The 16242-nt window shown below is 42.2% G+C and carries 16 protein-coding genes; 9 read left to right on the forward strand and 7 right to left on the reverse strand.

What is annotated here, in order from left to right; all coding sequences use genetic code 11:
- Positions 1 to 101: 101 nt before the first annotated feature.
- The 5 genes from dapA to AUR67_RS02555 all read left to right on the forward strand — a co-directional run bounded on the left by dapA (position 102) and on the right by AUR67_RS02555 (position 5294).
- The gene (gene dapA, locus AUR67_RS02535; protein WP_058583987.1) at positions 102 to 986 is read left to right on the forward strand and encodes a 4-hydroxy-tetrahydrodipicolinate synthase; all 885 of its coding nucleotides are present in this window, start codon (positions 102 to 104) and stop codon (positions 984 to 986) included.
- A gap of 14 nt (positions 987 to 1000) precedes the next feature.
- Positions 1001 to 1741, forward strand: a complete 741-nt coding sequence (locus tag AUR67_RS02540; protein ID WP_054552405.1) for a 2,3,4,5-tetrahydropyridine-2,6-dicarboxylate N-succinyltransferase — start codon at positions 1001 to 1003, stop codon at positions 1739 to 1741.
- Complete coding sequence (locus AUR67_RS02545; protein ID WP_058583988.1) at positions 1741 to 2946, forward strand: PLP-dependent decarboxylase; 1206 nt, start codon at positions 1741 to 1743, stop codon at positions 2944 to 2946. The genes AUR67_RS02540 and AUR67_RS02545 overlap by 1 nt, the downstream gene beginning before the upstream one ends.
- A 5-nt stretch (positions 2947 to 2951) precedes the next feature.
- Positions 2952 to 4070, forward strand: coding sequence for a succinylglutamate desuccinylase/aspartoacylase family protein (locus AUR67_RS02550; RefSeq protein WP_058583989.1), 1119 nt, complete (start codon positions 2952 to 2954; stop codon positions 4068 to 4070).
- A 186-nt stretch (positions 4071 to 4256) separates the two neighbouring features.
- Positions 4257 to 5294: a phospholipase A gene (locus AUR67_RS02555; RefSeq protein ID WP_058583990.1), complete on the forward strand. Its 1038-nt coding sequence runs from the start codon at positions 4257 to 4259 to the stop codon at positions 5292 to 5294.
- A gap of 48 nt (positions 5295 to 5342) precedes the next feature.
- On the opposite strand, the gene AUR67_RS02560 is transcribed toward AUR67_RS02555, so the two are convergent.
- Complete coding sequence (locus tag AUR67_RS02560) at positions 5343 to 6236, reverse strand: bifunctional GNAT family N-acetyltransferase/hotdog fold thioesterase (RefSeq protein WP_054563461.1); 894 nt, start codon at positions 6234 to 6236, stop codon at positions 5343 to 5345.
- A gap of 228 nt (positions 6237 to 6464) precedes the next feature.
- Here AUR67_RS02560 and AUR67_RS02565 point away from each other — a divergent pair, with 228 nt between their 5' ends.
- Entirely contained in the window at positions 6465 to 7154 is a 690-nt protein-coding gene (locus AUR67_RS02565) for a spermidine synthase (protein ID WP_058583991.1), read from the forward strand.
- Positions 7155 to 7161: 7 nt separating this feature from the next.
- On the opposite strand, the gene dtd is transcribed toward AUR67_RS02565, so the two are convergent.
- From dtd to AUR67_RS02580, 3 genes are read right to left on the reverse strand one after another with little or no spacing between them, the layout of a single operon-like run.
- The gene (gene dtd, locus AUR67_RS02570) at positions 7162 to 7599 is read right to left on the reverse strand and encodes a D-aminoacyl-tRNA deacylase (protein ID WP_058583992.1); all 438 of its coding nucleotides are present in this window, start codon (positions 7597 to 7599) and stop codon (positions 7162 to 7164) included.
- Entirely contained in the window at positions 7587 to 8540 is a 954-nt protein-coding gene (locus tag AUR67_RS02575; RefSeq protein ID WP_058583993.1) for an alpha/beta fold hydrolase, read from the reverse strand. The genes dtd and AUR67_RS02575 overlap by 13 nt, the downstream gene beginning before the upstream one ends.
- Positions 8541 to 8565: 25 nt before the next feature.
- Positions 8566 to 9438 (reverse strand): virulence factor BrkB family protein, encoded by an 873-nt coding sequence (locus AUR67_RS02580; protein WP_054563457.1) that lies wholly within the window; start codon positions 9436 to 9438, stop codon positions 8566 to 8568.
- An 86-nt stretch (positions 9439 to 9524) separates the two neighbouring features.
- On the opposite strand from AUR67_RS02580, the gene AUR67_RS02585 reads away from it, so the two are divergent.
- On the forward strand, positions 9525 to 10181 hold the full coding sequence (locus AUR67_RS02585) for a DUF2959 domain-containing protein (protein WP_054563456.1): 657 nt from the start codon (positions 9525 to 9527) through the stop codon (positions 10179 to 10181).
- Between the two features lie 133 nt (positions 10182 to 10314).
- Positions 10315 to 11361, forward strand: coding sequence for an MBL fold metallo-hydrolase (locus AUR67_RS02590; protein WP_058583994.1), 1047 nt, complete (start codon positions 10315 to 10317; stop codon positions 11359 to 11361).
- A gap of 60 nt (positions 11362 to 11421) precedes the next feature.
- On the opposite strand, the gene AUR67_RS02595 is transcribed toward AUR67_RS02590, so the two are convergent.
- From AUR67_RS02595 to typA, 3 genes are all read right to left on the reverse strand, one after another.
- Positions 11422 to 11847: a BLUF domain-containing protein gene (locus AUR67_RS02595; RefSeq protein WP_058583995.1), complete on the reverse strand. Its 426-nt coding sequence runs from the start codon at positions 11845 to 11847 to the stop codon at positions 11422 to 11424.
- Positions 11848 to 12034: 187 nt separating this feature from the next.
- A complete protein-coding gene (locus AUR67_RS02600) occupies positions 12035 to 12340 on the reverse strand; it encodes a hypothetical protein (RefSeq protein ID WP_058583996.1) in 306 nt (101 codons plus the stop codon).
- A 152-nt stretch (positions 12341 to 12492) separates the two neighbouring features.
- Complete coding sequence (gene typA, locus AUR67_RS02605) at positions 12493 to 14316, reverse strand: translational GTPase TypA (RefSeq protein WP_058583997.1); 1824 nt, start codon at positions 14314 to 14316, stop codon at positions 12493 to 12495.
- A gap of 508 nt (positions 14317 to 14824) precedes the next feature.
- Here typA and glnA point away from each other — a divergent pair.
- Positions 14825 to 16231 (forward strand): glutamate--ammonia ligase, encoded by a 1407-nt coding sequence (gene glnA, locus AUR67_RS02615; protein ID WP_058583999.1) that lies wholly within the window; start codon positions 14825 to 14827, stop codon positions 16229 to 16231.
- Positions 16232 to 16242 lie beyond the last annotated feature (11 nt).

A 16242-nucleotide genomic window follows, 5' to 3' on the forward strand; every position in this document is an offset into this window, starting at 1 on the left:
CCCATTCGCTCTTCGAATTATACCTTGTTCGAACGACGACATGCGGCTCCATTCAAATGTTCCCGCATAAACTCTTCGAATACCTTATAAGTTCGTGAGAGATGATCAACAATTTTGATTTAAACGACTATCCATTGTGGACAGCGCTTGTCACGCCATTTTCTGAATCTGGCGAGGTCGATTACACGGCCCTTGAACAACTGGTTGCGGAGCAGCAAGATGCAAATAACGGCATTTTATTGCTTGGCAGTACCGGTGAAGGGCTGGCGCTTTCACTCAAAGAGCAACAAGCCATTGTTGAACATGTTTGTCACTTAGCACCAAATGTCCCACTCATGGTTGCTGTGGGCGGCATGAACCTTAAGCAACAAATTGCTTGGGTTGAATACTGTAACCAACTACCTATTCATGGCTACCTGTTAGGTTCACCTCTGTATGCAAAACCTGGGGTTGTTGGCCAAACACATTGGTTTGAAAGCCTACTAGACGCAAGTAACCACCCTTGTATGTTGTATAACGTACCAGGACGCAGCGCAGTTGAGATTTCACCACAGGTGATCAAAAACCTTGCTGAGCACAAAAATCTTTGGGCCTTAAAAGAAGCCAGTGGCGACATTAGCAAATTTGAAGGCTTTAGAACGGCATCACCAACACTGGCTATTTTCAGTGGCGATGATGCACTTATGCCATATTTTGCTCAAGCTGGTGCAAAAGGTTTAGTTTCGGTTGCCGCGAATGCTTGGCCGAGTCAAACCCATGAGTTTGTTAAACGCAGTTTAAGTGGTCAATACCCAAATCTATTCACCGATTGGTCGCAAGCAATCCAAAGTTTATTCGCTGTGGCAAACCCAATCCCCGTAAAAGTACTGATGCACCTGCAAGGTAAAATAAATACCCCGCATTTACGTCCGCCGCTTACGCATTTAGAGCTTGAGCAAACAGACAGCATCACCCACGCAAACAACACAATTTTATCTTGGAACTAAAAACAGGTTTTATCATGAGCTGGTTAGAATTATTAAACAACTTAGAATCAGGCGCAGTTCGCGCAGCAACACAAGACGAAAACGGCAACTGGCACGCCAATGTTGAAGTTAAACAAGGCATTTTAGAAGCCTTTAAAAATGGCACAAACACTGAGTTCCCAGGTGGTTTTGTAGATAAACACAACTTAGCACCACAAGGCTTTGCAGCCGATGCAGGCGTGCGTATGGTACCAGGTGGTAGCAGTGTTCGCCGTGGCGCACACGTTGCTAAAGGCACTATTATCATGCCACCAGCATATGTGAATATTGGCGCATTCATCGACGAAGGCACTATGGTCGACAGCCACGCATTAGTGGGTTCATGCGCACAAGTGGGTAAAAATGTTCACCTAAGTGCTGCAGTACAATTAGGTGGTGTACTTGAGCCAATTGGTGCCAGCCCTGTGGTTATTGAAGACGACGCATTCATCGGCGCAGGCTGCGTTATTGTTGAAGGTGTGGTTGTGAAAAAAGGTGCTGTACTTGCGCCAGGTGTTCGCTTATCGGCAACCATTCCTGTCTACGATTGCGTTAACGAACGCCAGCTAGACAAAGGTGAAGCCATCCCAGAAAACGCGATTGTGATCCCAGGCTCTCGCCCTGCTTCAAATGCATGGGCTCGCGAGCAAGGTCTAAGCATGTCTTGTGCATTGATCGTGAAATACCGTGATGAACAAAGCGATGCATCATTACTGTTAGAAGAGGTTTTACGTTAATGAGCTTTTTGAGCACGCCCATCAAGCAAGCTGTTGAACAAGTTTCAACACATCTTGATACGCCATTTTTTATCTATGATTTAGATAAATTAACTGCACATTTAAATCAACTGACTGCGCAAACCGATGTGAAACTTTGGTATGCCGTTAAGGCCAACCCACTGTCTCGCATTATTCAATGTTTAGACAGCGCAGGGTTTAACTTTGATGTTGCAAGTAAAGGTGAACTTGAGCAAGTGCTTGCTCAAGGCATCGATAGCGAGCGCGTGCTCAACACAGGGCCTGCAAAGAGCCCTGCACAAATTTCACATTTTATTGCTCGCGGCGTACGTACCTTCGTGGCCGAGAGCATTAACCAAGTTCGCTGGTTAAACGAACAAGCAACAAAAGCAAATTGTCAGCTGCAAGTTCTATTGCGCGTACAACTTCGTTGGCCAGACAGCGATAAGAACCCTCTTGGTGGCGATAGCCTTACTCCTTTTGGTTTGGGCTGTGATGAGTGGCAAGCACTCAATGTAAGTGATTACCCAGCTCTTAGCTTTGATGGTCTGCATATTTTCCAATGGGGCAATATGCTGAGTACTGACAAGCTCGCCGAGCTATGGCGTGCGATGATTGCACCATTACAACAGCTCGCAAGCTCAATAAATATTAACCTTAATATTCTCGATTTAGGGGGTGGCTTAGGCATTCCTTATACTCAAGATGCAAACCGACTCGATTGGTCTGCACTTATCGAGACTCTGGCGGCTATTAAAGCGGATGCTGGTGTCAAAGAGCTTTGGATGGAACTTGGCCGCTATGCGGTGGGCGAATGCGGCCATTACGCAACACCGGTTGTTGAGCGCAAAGAGAATTACAATCAACAACAGGTCATTTTATCAGGCGGCATTAACCATTTACTTCGCCCAGCTGTGACAAGCCAAGATTTTCCAGCGGCCTTACTACGCGAATCGACGGCTGAGCCTGCGGCAATGACTTTATACGGACCACTTTGCACCGCCCTTGATTGCTTAGGTGAGCACCAATTAGCGAGCGATTTAAATGAGCAAGACTGGTTGGTATTCAGCCAATGTGGCGCTTACGGCTTTACCGAAAGTATGCCGTACTTTTTATGTCACGAATTAGCGGCTGAATACATCCTTGAACAAGGCAATATTGAGTGCATTCGTAACGCTGAAGATGCCAGCTATTATTTAAGGTAATTGCCATGAGTAAAGAGTTAATCAGCCAAGAGAATATTGTGGTTGGCGAGATTGCCAACGGCCTACCTCTAACAATCCCAGTGTATCGCTTAAAAGGCAATGGCACGGGACCAAACGTGTATATACAAGCAAATATGCACGGCGCTGAAGTACAAGGTAATGCAGTAATTTATCAATTGCTTGAGCAGCTAAAATCACTCAAGCTGCGTGGCGATATTACCCTAGTGCCTTATGCTAACCCTATTGGTTGCAACCAAAAATCAGGTGAGTTTACTTTAGGTCGTTTCGATCCAATTACTGGCACCAATTGGAACCGCATGTACCGCTTTAATAAAGCGTTACCGTCACAGATTGCTGAACAGCATAAAGACAGTGATGATGCGACCCTTAAAGCTGCGTTTAAACGGGCACTCGTTGCTGACATCGACAATCAATTAACGGGCCCTGATTACAGTCTAACAACAGGTAAGCGTATTGCCCTTAACTTGCAAAAGCTTGCCCATCAGGCTGATATTGTTTTAGACCTTCACACTGGGCCTATCTCAAGTAAGCACTTATATTGCCCTGAATACGCCAAAGACAGCGCAAGTTACTTCAACATCGAGCATGTGTTATTGATCCCAAGTGATTTTGATGGCGCGATGGATGAAGCGAGTTTCTGCCCATGGTGGTCACTATCTGAAGAGCTCGGCAAACAAGGCCGTGAATTTGCTGTTCAAGTCGAAGCATTCACCGTTGAGCTAGGTAGCCAAGAGAAAATCGATTTAAGTGCGGCTCTTGAAGATGCAAATAGCATTTTAAGTTACCTCAATCATAAAGAGGTATTAGTTGATGCTGCGTATCATCCAAAAGCGATGACACGTTATGCCTGCATGCTTGAAGATTATGTAGCTTACTACGCACCTATGGGTGGCATGGTCGAGTATCTTGCCCCATTGGGTGGTCATATTAAAGCTGGTGAGCCTATCGCCCGCATTTTAAGAATGGAGCGCTACCTTTCTGAGCAACCGCTACAAACATTAAGCTTTGATAAAGACGCCATTTCTATTTTGCATTTTGCTTCAGCAAGCGTGAATCAAGGTACCGAACTTTATAAGTTTTTTACCAACGTATTTGAGCTGTAAGCTCACACCTTCTCATTGCGTGAGAGTCAACGGCTTATGCCCTTAGGCCGTTACAGCAGGGCTCCAAGCTTAGCTTGGGGCTCTCTATTTACCTAAAATTTCAACAATTCAGTACAAGTTCACGGTTACTTATGTAAAAATCGTTATAATTATACCTACTTAAAAGTCTACTGAAAGGGAACTGCAATGGAATGGCGCATTTGGCTGGCAGCAGCTGGTTTATTTTCTGTACCTGTATTTGCTCAAACTGAACAACCACAAACTAACGAACAAGACGACGCGCTAGAACTCGTAAAGCAGTGTATTTTGAACGAAGCGATTGGCGGTGACGGTAAACAAACACTCGAACAACTTCGTAAAAAATGCTCAGACTTAGACGAGAGTAAAAAGCTCACCGCTTTAGACAAACGTAAAGCCCGTGAAGAAGTGAGTAAGAAAAACCGAAATGTGATCACCCCACATAAGCGTAACTACATATTACCGCTTTCATACGTATCTAACCCGAATGAGCGCCCTTTTGATGGTTTAAAAGATCTTGCAGATCAAACTGATGGCGAGCCACTTGATAACCTTGAAGTGAAATATCAACTTTCAATTAAAGTGCCTATCTTCGAAGGCTTTTCAGATGAAGATCAGGGCGTATTCTTTGCGTTTACCATGCAATCGTTTTGGCAGTTTTACAACAAAGATATTTCATCACCATTTCGTGAAACAAATTACGAACCAGAGATCTTCTGGGTGAACTACCTTGATCCTGAGCATGTGCTTTGGGGCGATGAAATGGCAATTGCAATTGGTGCCTCACATCAATCGAATGGCCGCAGCCAACCTAATTCACGTTCGTGGAACCGTATCTATGCCGATTTCCTATGGGAAAAAGATGGCTTTGTTTTTAGCTTTAAGCCTTGGTACCGCATTCCTGAAGATAAAAAAGACGATGAGCTAGAAGCCCGTGGCGATGATAATCCTGATATCTACAAATACATGGGTTACTTTGAGTTTTCAGGTGCATACCGTTACAACGAGCATGAATTTAGCTTTATGACCCGTAATAACTTAAATTCAGATAACCGTGGCGCAATCCAATTAGATTGGTCTTTCCCTCTTTGGGGCCGATTACGTGGCTACGCACAATATTTTAATGGTTATGGTGAGAGCTTGATTGATTACAACGCCGATATTGAACGTTTTGGTGTGGGTATTCTATTAACTGACTTACTTTAACTGCAATAAGTGAAGAGCGAGCTTTAGATAGCTCGCTCTAAATAGTCGTTATTTTTTAACGATGAAGTGACCTTCGAATTCTGCTACTAACACATCACCATCGTATACATTTACTGGCACATGGTAGCTTGCTTTACCACTGTCTTCTAAATCAGCTAACTTGCCTTTACAACCAGCCAGCTCAACACTACCACGAGGGTCGTTATTGAGTGGTTTAAGGTATTTAATGTTGGCATCAGCTAACACGATATTTCCTTCTAGGCCTGCTTCTTTCAGCGCTAGGTAAGTTGCGCCCCACCCTGTTAAGGTTGCTAAACTATAAATTGAACCCGCAAACATAGTGTTATGAAGGTTTAAGTTCGCATCTAAATCAGCGCGGGTAGTAAACTGCCAATCGGTATAGCTTTCAACTTTAATGCCCATCGCATCACTGATTGGGATCGACTCACGCCACGTGTTTTGCAGTACTTGTGTCCAGTTTGGATGACGGAACCAACCCGGCTCAGATGGTTTTTGTTTTACCATTTTCCAATGCTGTACATCGTCATAGGCAAGGTGCGCTTTTTCTTTTAATTCGTAGCCATGACGCTTATAGAAATCAAGGGCTCGCTCACGAGCAAACAATACCAGCTCGTCGGCATCTTGAGTCCATGCGATTTTTTCTAATTCATGTAATAAACGGCTACCAATATGCTGGTTACGATTACCTTCAGCGACCGCCATATAACGAACTTGCGCTTGCTGATGATTGTTAAAATGCAGGCGAGCTACGCCTAATACTTCGCCGTCATTATTTTTGATAAAGCGGTGCTCAGCGTCTTGTTCTAAGTCATCTTGCTCAGAACCACGCGGCTCGCCCCAGGGTGCTCTTAAAACCTGCCAACGTAATGAATAGTACGCTTGCCAATCTTCGCTGCTTTGTGGGGTGGTCACTTTAAACATAAAAACTCCTGTGATAATTCAGCCACTGTCTGTTGTTTTTCTGTCGTGGCCTTTGGAATGCGAATTACGATACGCGATCTTCTAACAAGTTGGAATAATACTTTGGTGACCCAGCCTAAATTATTATTCTTGGCTGTAAAAACTAATGCACAATTGCACTTTAAGCCTGCTGGTCTATGCTGAAATAATTGTATTATTTTAATAAATAAATAGCTAAAGGCCCGAAATATGGAACATTTTCTTGAACCCAGTGGCGCAGTAAAACATAGTTTTATTGAGGACTGCCACCGATTAGGGCAACTCATCTATTGGCATAAACAAGGCAATTACAGTATTCAAGTTAGGCAACTTAACCAATTACGCTGGTTACTGATCAACGAAACTCTGCAATCGGTCATTGAAAAACGCCGACCTGCCAGATTACTTTTCCCGCATTTACAATACCTTGCAAAGCTTTGGCAAGACTTAGAGGAACCTAAAAAGATTTTAGAACTAGGGCTAGGCGGCGGTGCTATTCGTAATTACTTACAGCACACCTACCCTGACAGCCAACTGACATCGGTTGATAAAAACCCCGACATAATTCACTGCTATAAACGTTACTTTGGTGGCGACCATGCCAATAACCTGCACTGTTTTGATGCACAGCAAGTATTAGAGCAAAACAACGAATACGATTGGATTATCCTAGATTTATTCAGTGAGGTAGATGCGCCATTATTTTTATACAAGCACCAGTTTTACACCAAACTAAGGGCAGCGATGGCAAAAGATGGCTTGTTGTTCATTAATTTTTTATCTAATCACCCATCGCAACTAAAACAACTTGAGCACCTGCTAATCACCGAGTTTGGCAAGCGCCCAAGCATTGTAAAAATCCCCGACTACGTGAATCACATCGTGATGATCAAAAAATAGCTGTCTGTTAGACAGATAAATTAAAAGTAACGGGACCATCGTTACATAGGCTTACTTGCATATCAGCACCAAACTGACCTGTAGCCACTGTTAAGCCAGCTTTTTTAGCCTCAGCAATAAAATACTCATAGAGCGTATTGGCTTGTTCTGGCGTGCCAGCACTTGAAAAGCTCGGACGCATACCCTTTTTAGTGTCGGCTGCTAACGTAAACTGCGAAACCACTAAAAGCTCACCTTTGATATCATTCAAACTTAAGTTCATCTTTCCTTGTTCATCGGTAAAAATGCGGTAATTGCTGACTTTGTGTAAAAGCTTCTGGACGCTTTGCTCGGTGTCCTGTTTTTCAACACCTAATAGCAGCAAAATACCTTGTGAAATTTCACCAACTACTTCGCCTGCCACTTCTACTTTTGCTTGTTTTACTCTTTGAATTAAGCCTTGCATTGATCCCTCGATAACTTGATATACATTAAATCTGCGGCACGTCGCATTGCCGCCAAATATACCTGATTATCGCTGCTGTGCCCAATGCCATCTAAAATCAATAATTGTGCATTTAACTGTTCAGCAAGCTGCTGTACAGCACTATATCGACAGATCAAATCGGCGCGGCCATGAATAAACCAAATAGGTAAATGAGTCAGTAGATGTGCATTTTCTGCGATAAAGCCTTCTTCAATGAAACAGTGATGACGAAAATAATGCACCATTAACTTTGCTTGATTTAACCCGACATGGGGCTCCTGTAAACTCCAGTTTGTCAAAGGCTCACCATGACATAGCACCTGCTCCCAATGACACCATAACTTGGCAAATTTACTGGCTTTAATTTGATCATCATTGTTTAGTTGCTGCTGATAAAAGTCGAGTAAGGCACGCCAATCAGTGTAATCATGTGCAAATTCATTAAAGCACTCAGGGTAAAAATGCGCGCCAGCTCCTTTTGTTGTGTAAAGCCACTCGAAGTCACTGTTACAAGCTAGAAAGCTAGCCCGTAAAATAAGCCCTGCAACATGCTCTTGGTGATGAATAGCATAGACAAGTGCCAAAGTGGCACCCCACGACTCACCACACACCAGCCACTTTTCAATACCCAGTTGCTGGCGTAAATACTCGAGATCGGCAACTAATTCTGAGGTGGTATTGGTTGAACTATCATGGGGTGTTGAGTGACCGCAACCGCGCTGACTGAACATGATCACTCGAAAACGTTCTAAGTCGAAAAAGCGGCAATTTTCAGGGCATAGACCCGCACCAGGCCCGCCATGGCATAACACCACAGCAATCCCTGTAGACGCACCATATTCTTGCACATGGATTTGATGACCATCGCCAACACTCAAGTGATAATCACGGTTGGCAACATATTGTGGATGTAACTGCACCTCGCTCTCCTTAGGTGCAGTGAATTTAAACCTCTATATCAGGCGTATCCTCGATATTCTCAGGGCTGATACATACAGTAAATTCTGCACCGAGTAATACGACAATCCACGACAAATACACCCATACAAATAAAATAGGGATTGTCGCCAACGCCCCATAAATAACTTCGTATGATGGGAAGTGGCTGATGTACAAAGCAAAGCCTTTTTTTGTCAGCTCAAACAACATAGCTGCAAACAAAGCGCCCGGAATTGCCGCTCTAAATGGAACTCGTGTGTTAGGAACTAAAGTATAGAGCATAATGAAGCCAATCATTGAAATTATGTAAGGTAATAATTTCAATAAAAAGCCGCTAAAGCCGGGGATACCTTGATCGGCAAACGACACTAACGACACGATGTATGAAGTAACACCAATACTAGCCCCTAATAACACAGGGCCTAGGCTAAGCACCATCCAATAAACGGCAAACGAAATCATCATTGGACGCTTTTTCTTAATACGCCAAATTCGATTTAATGTAGCATCGACATTGCGAATAAGTAACAAAGATACCGCCGCTAAAAAACCCACACCAACGGCAGTCATTTTATTCGCATTACCGGCAAAAGCACTGATATGCTCTTTAATTACATCTGTAGAGGTCGGCACAAGATTAGTAAACAAGAAATTTTCTATAGTCACTAACGTGCTTTCGAATCCTGGGAAAGCAGAAAAAATAGCCACACCAACCGCCACTAAGGGCACGATTGATAATAAGGTTACATAAGCCAAATAACCTGCATTGACAGTGATTTGATCGTCAATACAACGATTAAGATACTGCATCCACCAAGTAGGTTGTTGTTTTAAAAAAGTGCTTAATTGCAACTTATAACGACTGAGCTTCTCATCCATAGAATCTAATTTCTGCTAAAATGTTTTGATAATCATAGCAATCCACCACATAATTTGAAATGACAGGTACCTAAAAAGGATTCTCAATGAAAAAACTGACACTTTTAAGTGCACCACTATTTGCAGTAACAATGGCATTATCAGGCTGTCAGTCAGCTTACTACTCAGCCATGGAATCTGTAGGTGTGCATAAGCGCGACATTTTAGTAGACCGCGTAGAAGAAACAAAAGAAGCACAGCAAGAGTCACAAGAAGAGTTTCAATCAGCATTAGACAGATTAACCACGCTTATCAATTTTGATGGTGGTGAACTACAAGATGCCTACAATCAACTGAATGATGATTACGAGTCGAGCTTAGCGGCAGCAAACGACGTAACAAGCAATATCAATAAAGTAGAAGATGTAGCTGAAGCGCTATTTGATGAATGGGCCGATGAGCTAGAGCAATACAAAAGCGCCTCTCTTAAACGTGAAAGCAGCAAAAAGCTCAATGCAACTAAGCGCCAATTTGATCAACTACTTCGTTCAATGCGCAGCGCAGAAAGCAAAATGGAGCCGGTATTATCATCACTTCATGATAATGTTTTGTACTTAAAACATAATCTAAACGCACAAGCTGTAACTGCAATCAAAGGTGAGTTCACAAGCCTAAAACGCGATATAAAAGTGTTAATGGACGACATGAACAAATCAATTGAAGACTCTAATAAGTTCATTGAGCAAATGAACAAAGCGGGCTAATCAGCTCAAGCTAATAATAACAAAAGCCTACTTAAACGTAGGCTTTTTTATGTAACCTCTTGTTACTTTTTAATGATTTATCTTAAATTTTATTTTGCTAAACTCACTGCAAAGAATAAAAAGTAAGCATGGTATGCATTTAAAAACACTCTCAACACTTATTGCAGCAGCACTTTTAAGTGCATGCAGTAATTCAAACACTGTTAATGTTATTGCCGGTGAAGGCACTATCACTCCGTTAAAAACAGAGGGTGAGTACGAAGGTCGCTACCACAACCTTTACCCGGGTGATAAAGAATACCCAACAACCTGCACTGACAATTGTTATGAAGTGTCAGAACTCCTTGTGTGCGACGACAATAACTCACAATGCCAGTTTCATGCAGAACAACATGTGCCTGCAATCAACTCAGGTTTTACGGTGCGCTGGTTAGGTCATGCTGGGTTTTATATTCAATCACCAAATGGTGAGCAGCTGTTGTTTGACCCTGTTAAAGATCAGTTTGATTCGCCCGTAGACTTTGCCTTTAAGCTTGCTGGCGGCATGTATCGCAAACCTGGTTTTTGGCCATCACAAGCTGAACTTAATGGCTTAGATGCAGTAATGTACTCACACATTCACTATGACCATTTTAACAAGGCGGATATAGAAGAGATTGGCAATACCCCCCGCTACTTAGTGCCATTAGGCTTTGCAGATAACTTCCCGACGGGTGGCTTTAATATTTCCGAAATGGCGTGGTACGCAAGTACACAAATTAATGATTTAACTATTCATGCGCTGCCAGCTCATCATTTTAGCAGTCGTATAATGGTGCCTTTCATTTACGACGACCACAATAAAGATTTATGGAATGGTTGGTTACTTGAGCAAAATGGTAAAACCTTGTTTTTTGCTGGTGATACCGGTTACTCAAAACACTTTCAAGATATTAATCAAAAATACGGTGAGATTGATGTATGTTTAATGCCTATCGCTTCTTATTACCATGAAGAAAACGGTAAGTGGTATCGCTATGTTCATACAACGCCCGAAGACAGCTTAAACGCCGCAGAGGAGCTAAGCTGTAAAGTAATGATCCCGTGGGGTTATGGCAACTCAAGCTGGCAAATGGGCGACCATTCAAGCCACTCTGCATTATTAAGATTACTGCATATGCAAAAACAGATGAACAGCTAAGTTCCTCTTTATATATTGAATGAAGGTGAGCAAGTGTCACTGTAGTGACACTTGCAAGCCCTACATAGTATGTTTGAGCAATGAGTCCCGTAAAGCCAGCATAAGTTTATGAGCGCTTCCTGCCGACATAGCTAATGGGTTAAATTCGCTGGTACCTGAATACTTAAGGTTAATAGGGGTCACTTGTTTAGTGTAAGGAATGTAACCCATCGACCAATTTTCAAACTCTCTTTCATAAATTTCACAATAGTTCAGCATGATGATATTGCGATGACGTTTGTCATTAAGAATACGATGATAAGTTTCATTAACTGCTTTTCGTGACCCCTCAAGGCATTGCATAAAGTGAGAACTATTAAAACAAAGTAGCCCAGTTACATTACTTTCTGCATTATTCTGCTTAGCTTTCTCGAGAATATCTTCGATATCATTAGGCCCAAACCCATCGCTAATTTCACTTGTGTAAATCAGTCTCACTAAATACATCTTACTCTCCTGCAAGTTGGATTTAGAAAAGATAGTACAGATGGGGGAGTTAGTAAAAAGTTGCTAGCTGCGAGTTGCGAGTTGCTCAATAAACAAATTAACTAGGTTAGAAATACAAAAAAAATAAGTAAAGCTACAATTCTGATAGCAATGTTGGAACAATTTACTCCTAGAAAATTAGCTTAGGCTAAATTCCAGTGGTATTAACTTTGTTATGGAAATATTTTCCTAAAATTCCTGTAGGTAGCAATAAAACATTAATCACTACAGTACGAAATATTACGCCAACAAGAAAAATAATATCAAGGTCAGGATTACCATCCCACTCAGGTTGGGACATTAGTTGCGACACATAACGTAAGTCACTAGCAAATACACTCACAAAAATGATGCAATGCGCAATGAACAAGCCTAGATAGCCATATTTCTTTGCAGCAAGAACTGTTATCGCTAACCATCCGAGCCAGTAAAAAAACTCATACCCAAAAAACATTTAATCTTCCATTCGATCTGACAGCTGAGAGCTAACGGCTAACGGCTAACGGCTAACGGCTAACGGCTAACGGCTAACGGCTAATCATACAACAAAAAACCGCCGTATTTTTCAATACGGCGGTTTTAATTTTGTAAAACTAAAAGACCTTATTAGTCTTTAGCTTGACGGCTCGCACGCTTACGCTCACTTTCAGTTAAGTGACGCTTACGAATACGGATGTTTTCAGGTGTCACTTCCACTAACTCGTCATCATCGATGAACTCAATCGCTTGTTCAAGCGTGTAGTTTAGTGGTGGAACAAGTGTTTGTGCTTCATCTGTACCAGATGCACGAACGTTTGTAAGTTGCTTACCTTTAAGCGCGTTTACTGTTAGGTCGTTGTCACGGCTGTGGATACCGATAACCATACCTTCGTAAACTTCAACACCGTGACCGATGAATAACTTACCGCGGTCTTGTAAGTTGAATAATGCGTTAGTAAGTGCTTTACCAGTTGCGTTAGCAATCATTACACCATTCTTACGAGCACCGATAGTACCGCCTTTATGTGGACCGTAGTGATCGAATGTGTGGTAAAGAAGACCAGAACCAGACGTTAATGTCATGAATTCAGTTTGGAAACCAATTAAGCCACGGCTTGGGATCATAAAGTCCATACGTACACGGCCTTTACCATCTGGAGACATGTCTGTTAGTTCACCCTTACGAAGACCAATTTGTTCCATGATAGAACCTTGGTGCTCTTCTTGACAGTCGATTGTAAGTGTTTCGTATGGCTCTTCTTTTTGGCCATCAACTTCACGAATAATTACTTCTGGGCGAGATACTGCAAGTTCGAAACCTTCACGACGCATATTCTCGATCAAGATACCTAAGTGTAACTCACCACGACCAGAAACACGGAAGCTATCTGGGTTATCAGTTTCTTCAACACGTAGTGCTACGTTGTGAACAAGTTCAGCTTGTAAACGCTCAAGGATGTTACGTGAAGTTACGAATTTACCTTCTTTACCAGCAAATGGTGATGTGTTTACAGAGAACGTCATTGTTACTGTAGGCTCATCAACGCTTAACGCTGGTAATGCTTCAACTGTATTTACATCACAGATAGTGTCTGAAATTTTAAGCTCACCAAGACCTGTGATAGCAATAATGTCACCAGCGCCAGCAGATGCTGCTTCATGACGGTCAAGGCCTAAATAGCTCATTACTTGACCAACTTTACCGTTACGCTTAGTACCGTCTGCACTAACAACCGTTACTTGCTGGTTAGGCTTAACAGTACCACGCTTGATACGACCCACACCGATAACACCGATGTATGAGTTGTAGTCAAGCTGAGAAATTTGCATTTGGAAAGCACCTTCAGGATCTGCATCCGGTGGAGATACTTCGTCAACGATCATCTGGAACATTGGTTCCATGTTATCTGATGGCTCGTCTAAATCCATTGTTGCCCAGCCGTTGATAGCTGATGCATAGATTACTTTAAAGTCTAACTGTTCGTCAGTTGCACCTAAGTTATCGAATAAGTCGAAAACTTGGTCCATAACCCAGTCAGGACGTGCGCCTGGTTTGTCGATTTTGTTGATAACAACAATCGGCGTTAAACCTTGTGCGAATGCTTTTTGCGTTACGAAACGCGTTTGCGGCATTGGACCTTCTTGAGCATCAACAAGTAGTAATACTGAGTCAGCCATCGAAAGTACGCGTTCTACTTCACCACCGAAGTCGGCGTGTCCTGGGGTGTCTACGATATTGATATGGTAGTCGTTCCAAGAGATAGCTGTGTTTTTAGCTAAAATGGTAATACCACGCTCTTTCTCAATGTCGTTTGAGTCCATTACGCGCTCTTCGTTACCACCGCGCGTTTCTAATGTGCCTGATTGCTCAAGCAGTTTATCAACCAAAGTTGTTTTACCGTGGTCAACGTGGGCGATAATCGCTATATTTCTTAACTTTTCGATGCTCATATTTTTTCTCAGAGAAATTGAATCTCATTGATCCTGCAAGATCTACGCACTCACCTGCGTTTTCACCAGATGTCCCAGCATAGGATTTAAAAGGGCGCATATTATCCCTTAATAATGGCATGGATGAAAGTTTATCCAATATAAATTTATAAACTTTCTTCAGGCTTTTTCTAAGTATCTGTTTTATAAATGACAAATTTATGAAAATTAAAGTGAATCTGATCTCAAAACTGGCGAAATTTTAGTTTTTGAACCATATTTTGGCACTAAATCGTGTTTAAAACAGAAAAATTGGCACGCTCAATAATTGTGCAAAACAAGGTCGCACTTTTTACGCACCACAATGATCTTTTTACGCACCAACTTAGTGCAATAAAAGTTAACAAAACAAAGCCTTGTTTGTTTTTTGTAAGTCTAAACAAGGTGTTAAAGAAATGGCACGAAACCAGCTTATATAAGCGAAAAGCAATAATGCAGCAAAAAATAAAACCCAACAATTGGAGGACACATGTCACAATCGGTTTTAGATTTTATCAAAGAAAATGACGTTAAGTTCATTGATTTACGCTTTACTGATACCAAAGGTAAAGAACAGCATGTTTCTATTCCTCATCATCAAATTGATGAAGATTTTTTCGAAGACGGCAAAATGTTTGACGGTTCTTCAATTGCTGGCTGGAAAGGTATCAACGAATCAGACATGGTGCTTATGCCTGTTCCTGAGTCTGCGAAAATGGACCCGTTTTCTGAAGAAGCTACACTAATCGTACGTTGTGACGTAGTTGAGCCTTCAACACTTCAAGGTTATGAGCGTGATCCACGTTCTGTTGCAAAACGCGCTGAAGAGTACATGCGTTCTACTGGTATTGCTGACACTGTTTTATTCGGTCCAGAGCCAGAGTTCTTCCTTTTTGATGACGTTAAATACAAATCAGACATGTCTGGTTCTATGTACAAAATCGATTCTGTAGAAGCTGCTTGGAACTCAGATAAAGATTACGAAGGTGGCAACATGGGTCACCGTCCAGGTGTTAAAGGCGGTTACTTCCCGTGTTCTCCTGTTGATTCATCACAAGACTGGCGTTCAGCAACTTGTTTAGTTCTTGAAGAACTAGGTCAAGTAGTTGAAGCTCACCACCACGAAGTAGCAACTGCAGGTCAAAATGAGATCGCAACGCGCTTCAATACAATGGTATTAAAAGCTGACGAAATCCAAGAGATGAAATATGTTATCCATAACATGGCTCACCTTTACGGAAAAACAGCGACATTCATGCCTAAACCAATCGTAGGTGATAACGGTTCTGGTATGCACTGTCACCAATCTTTAGGTAAAGATGGCGTAAACATCTTCGCTGGTGACAAATATGCAGGTCTATCTGAAGAAGCTCTTTACTACATCGGTGGTATCATCAAGCACGCTAAAGCAATCAACGCATTTGCTAACGCATCAACTAACTCATACAAGCGCCTAGTACCAGGCTTCGAAGCACCAGTAATGCTTGCATATTCTGCACGTAACCGTTCTGCTTCAATCCGTATCCCAGTGGTACCGTCTGCAAAAGCACGTCGTATCGAAATTCGTTTCCCTGATCCAACAGCTAACCCATACTTAGCATTCTCTGCAATGCTTATGGCCGGCCTTGACGGTATCAAAAACAAGATTCACCCTGGCGATGCAATGGATAAAGACTTATACGATCTACCTGCTGAAGAAGCAGCTGAGATCCCACAAGTTGCATCTTCTTTACAAGAAGCACTTGCATCACTAGATGCTGACCGTGAGTTCTTAACTCAAGGTGGTGTATTCACTGATGACCTAATCGATGCATACATCGCGCTTAAAGGTCAAGAAGTTGAAAAACTTAACATGACAACTCACCCAGTTGAGTTCGAAATGTACTACAGCGTGTAACACACGCTGTA

This window comes from Pseudoalteromonas sp. XI10 (assembly GCF_001469895.1).
Taxonomy (GTDB): Bacteria; Pseudomonadota; Gammaproteobacteria; order Enterobacterales; family Alteromonadaceae; genus Pseudoalteromonas.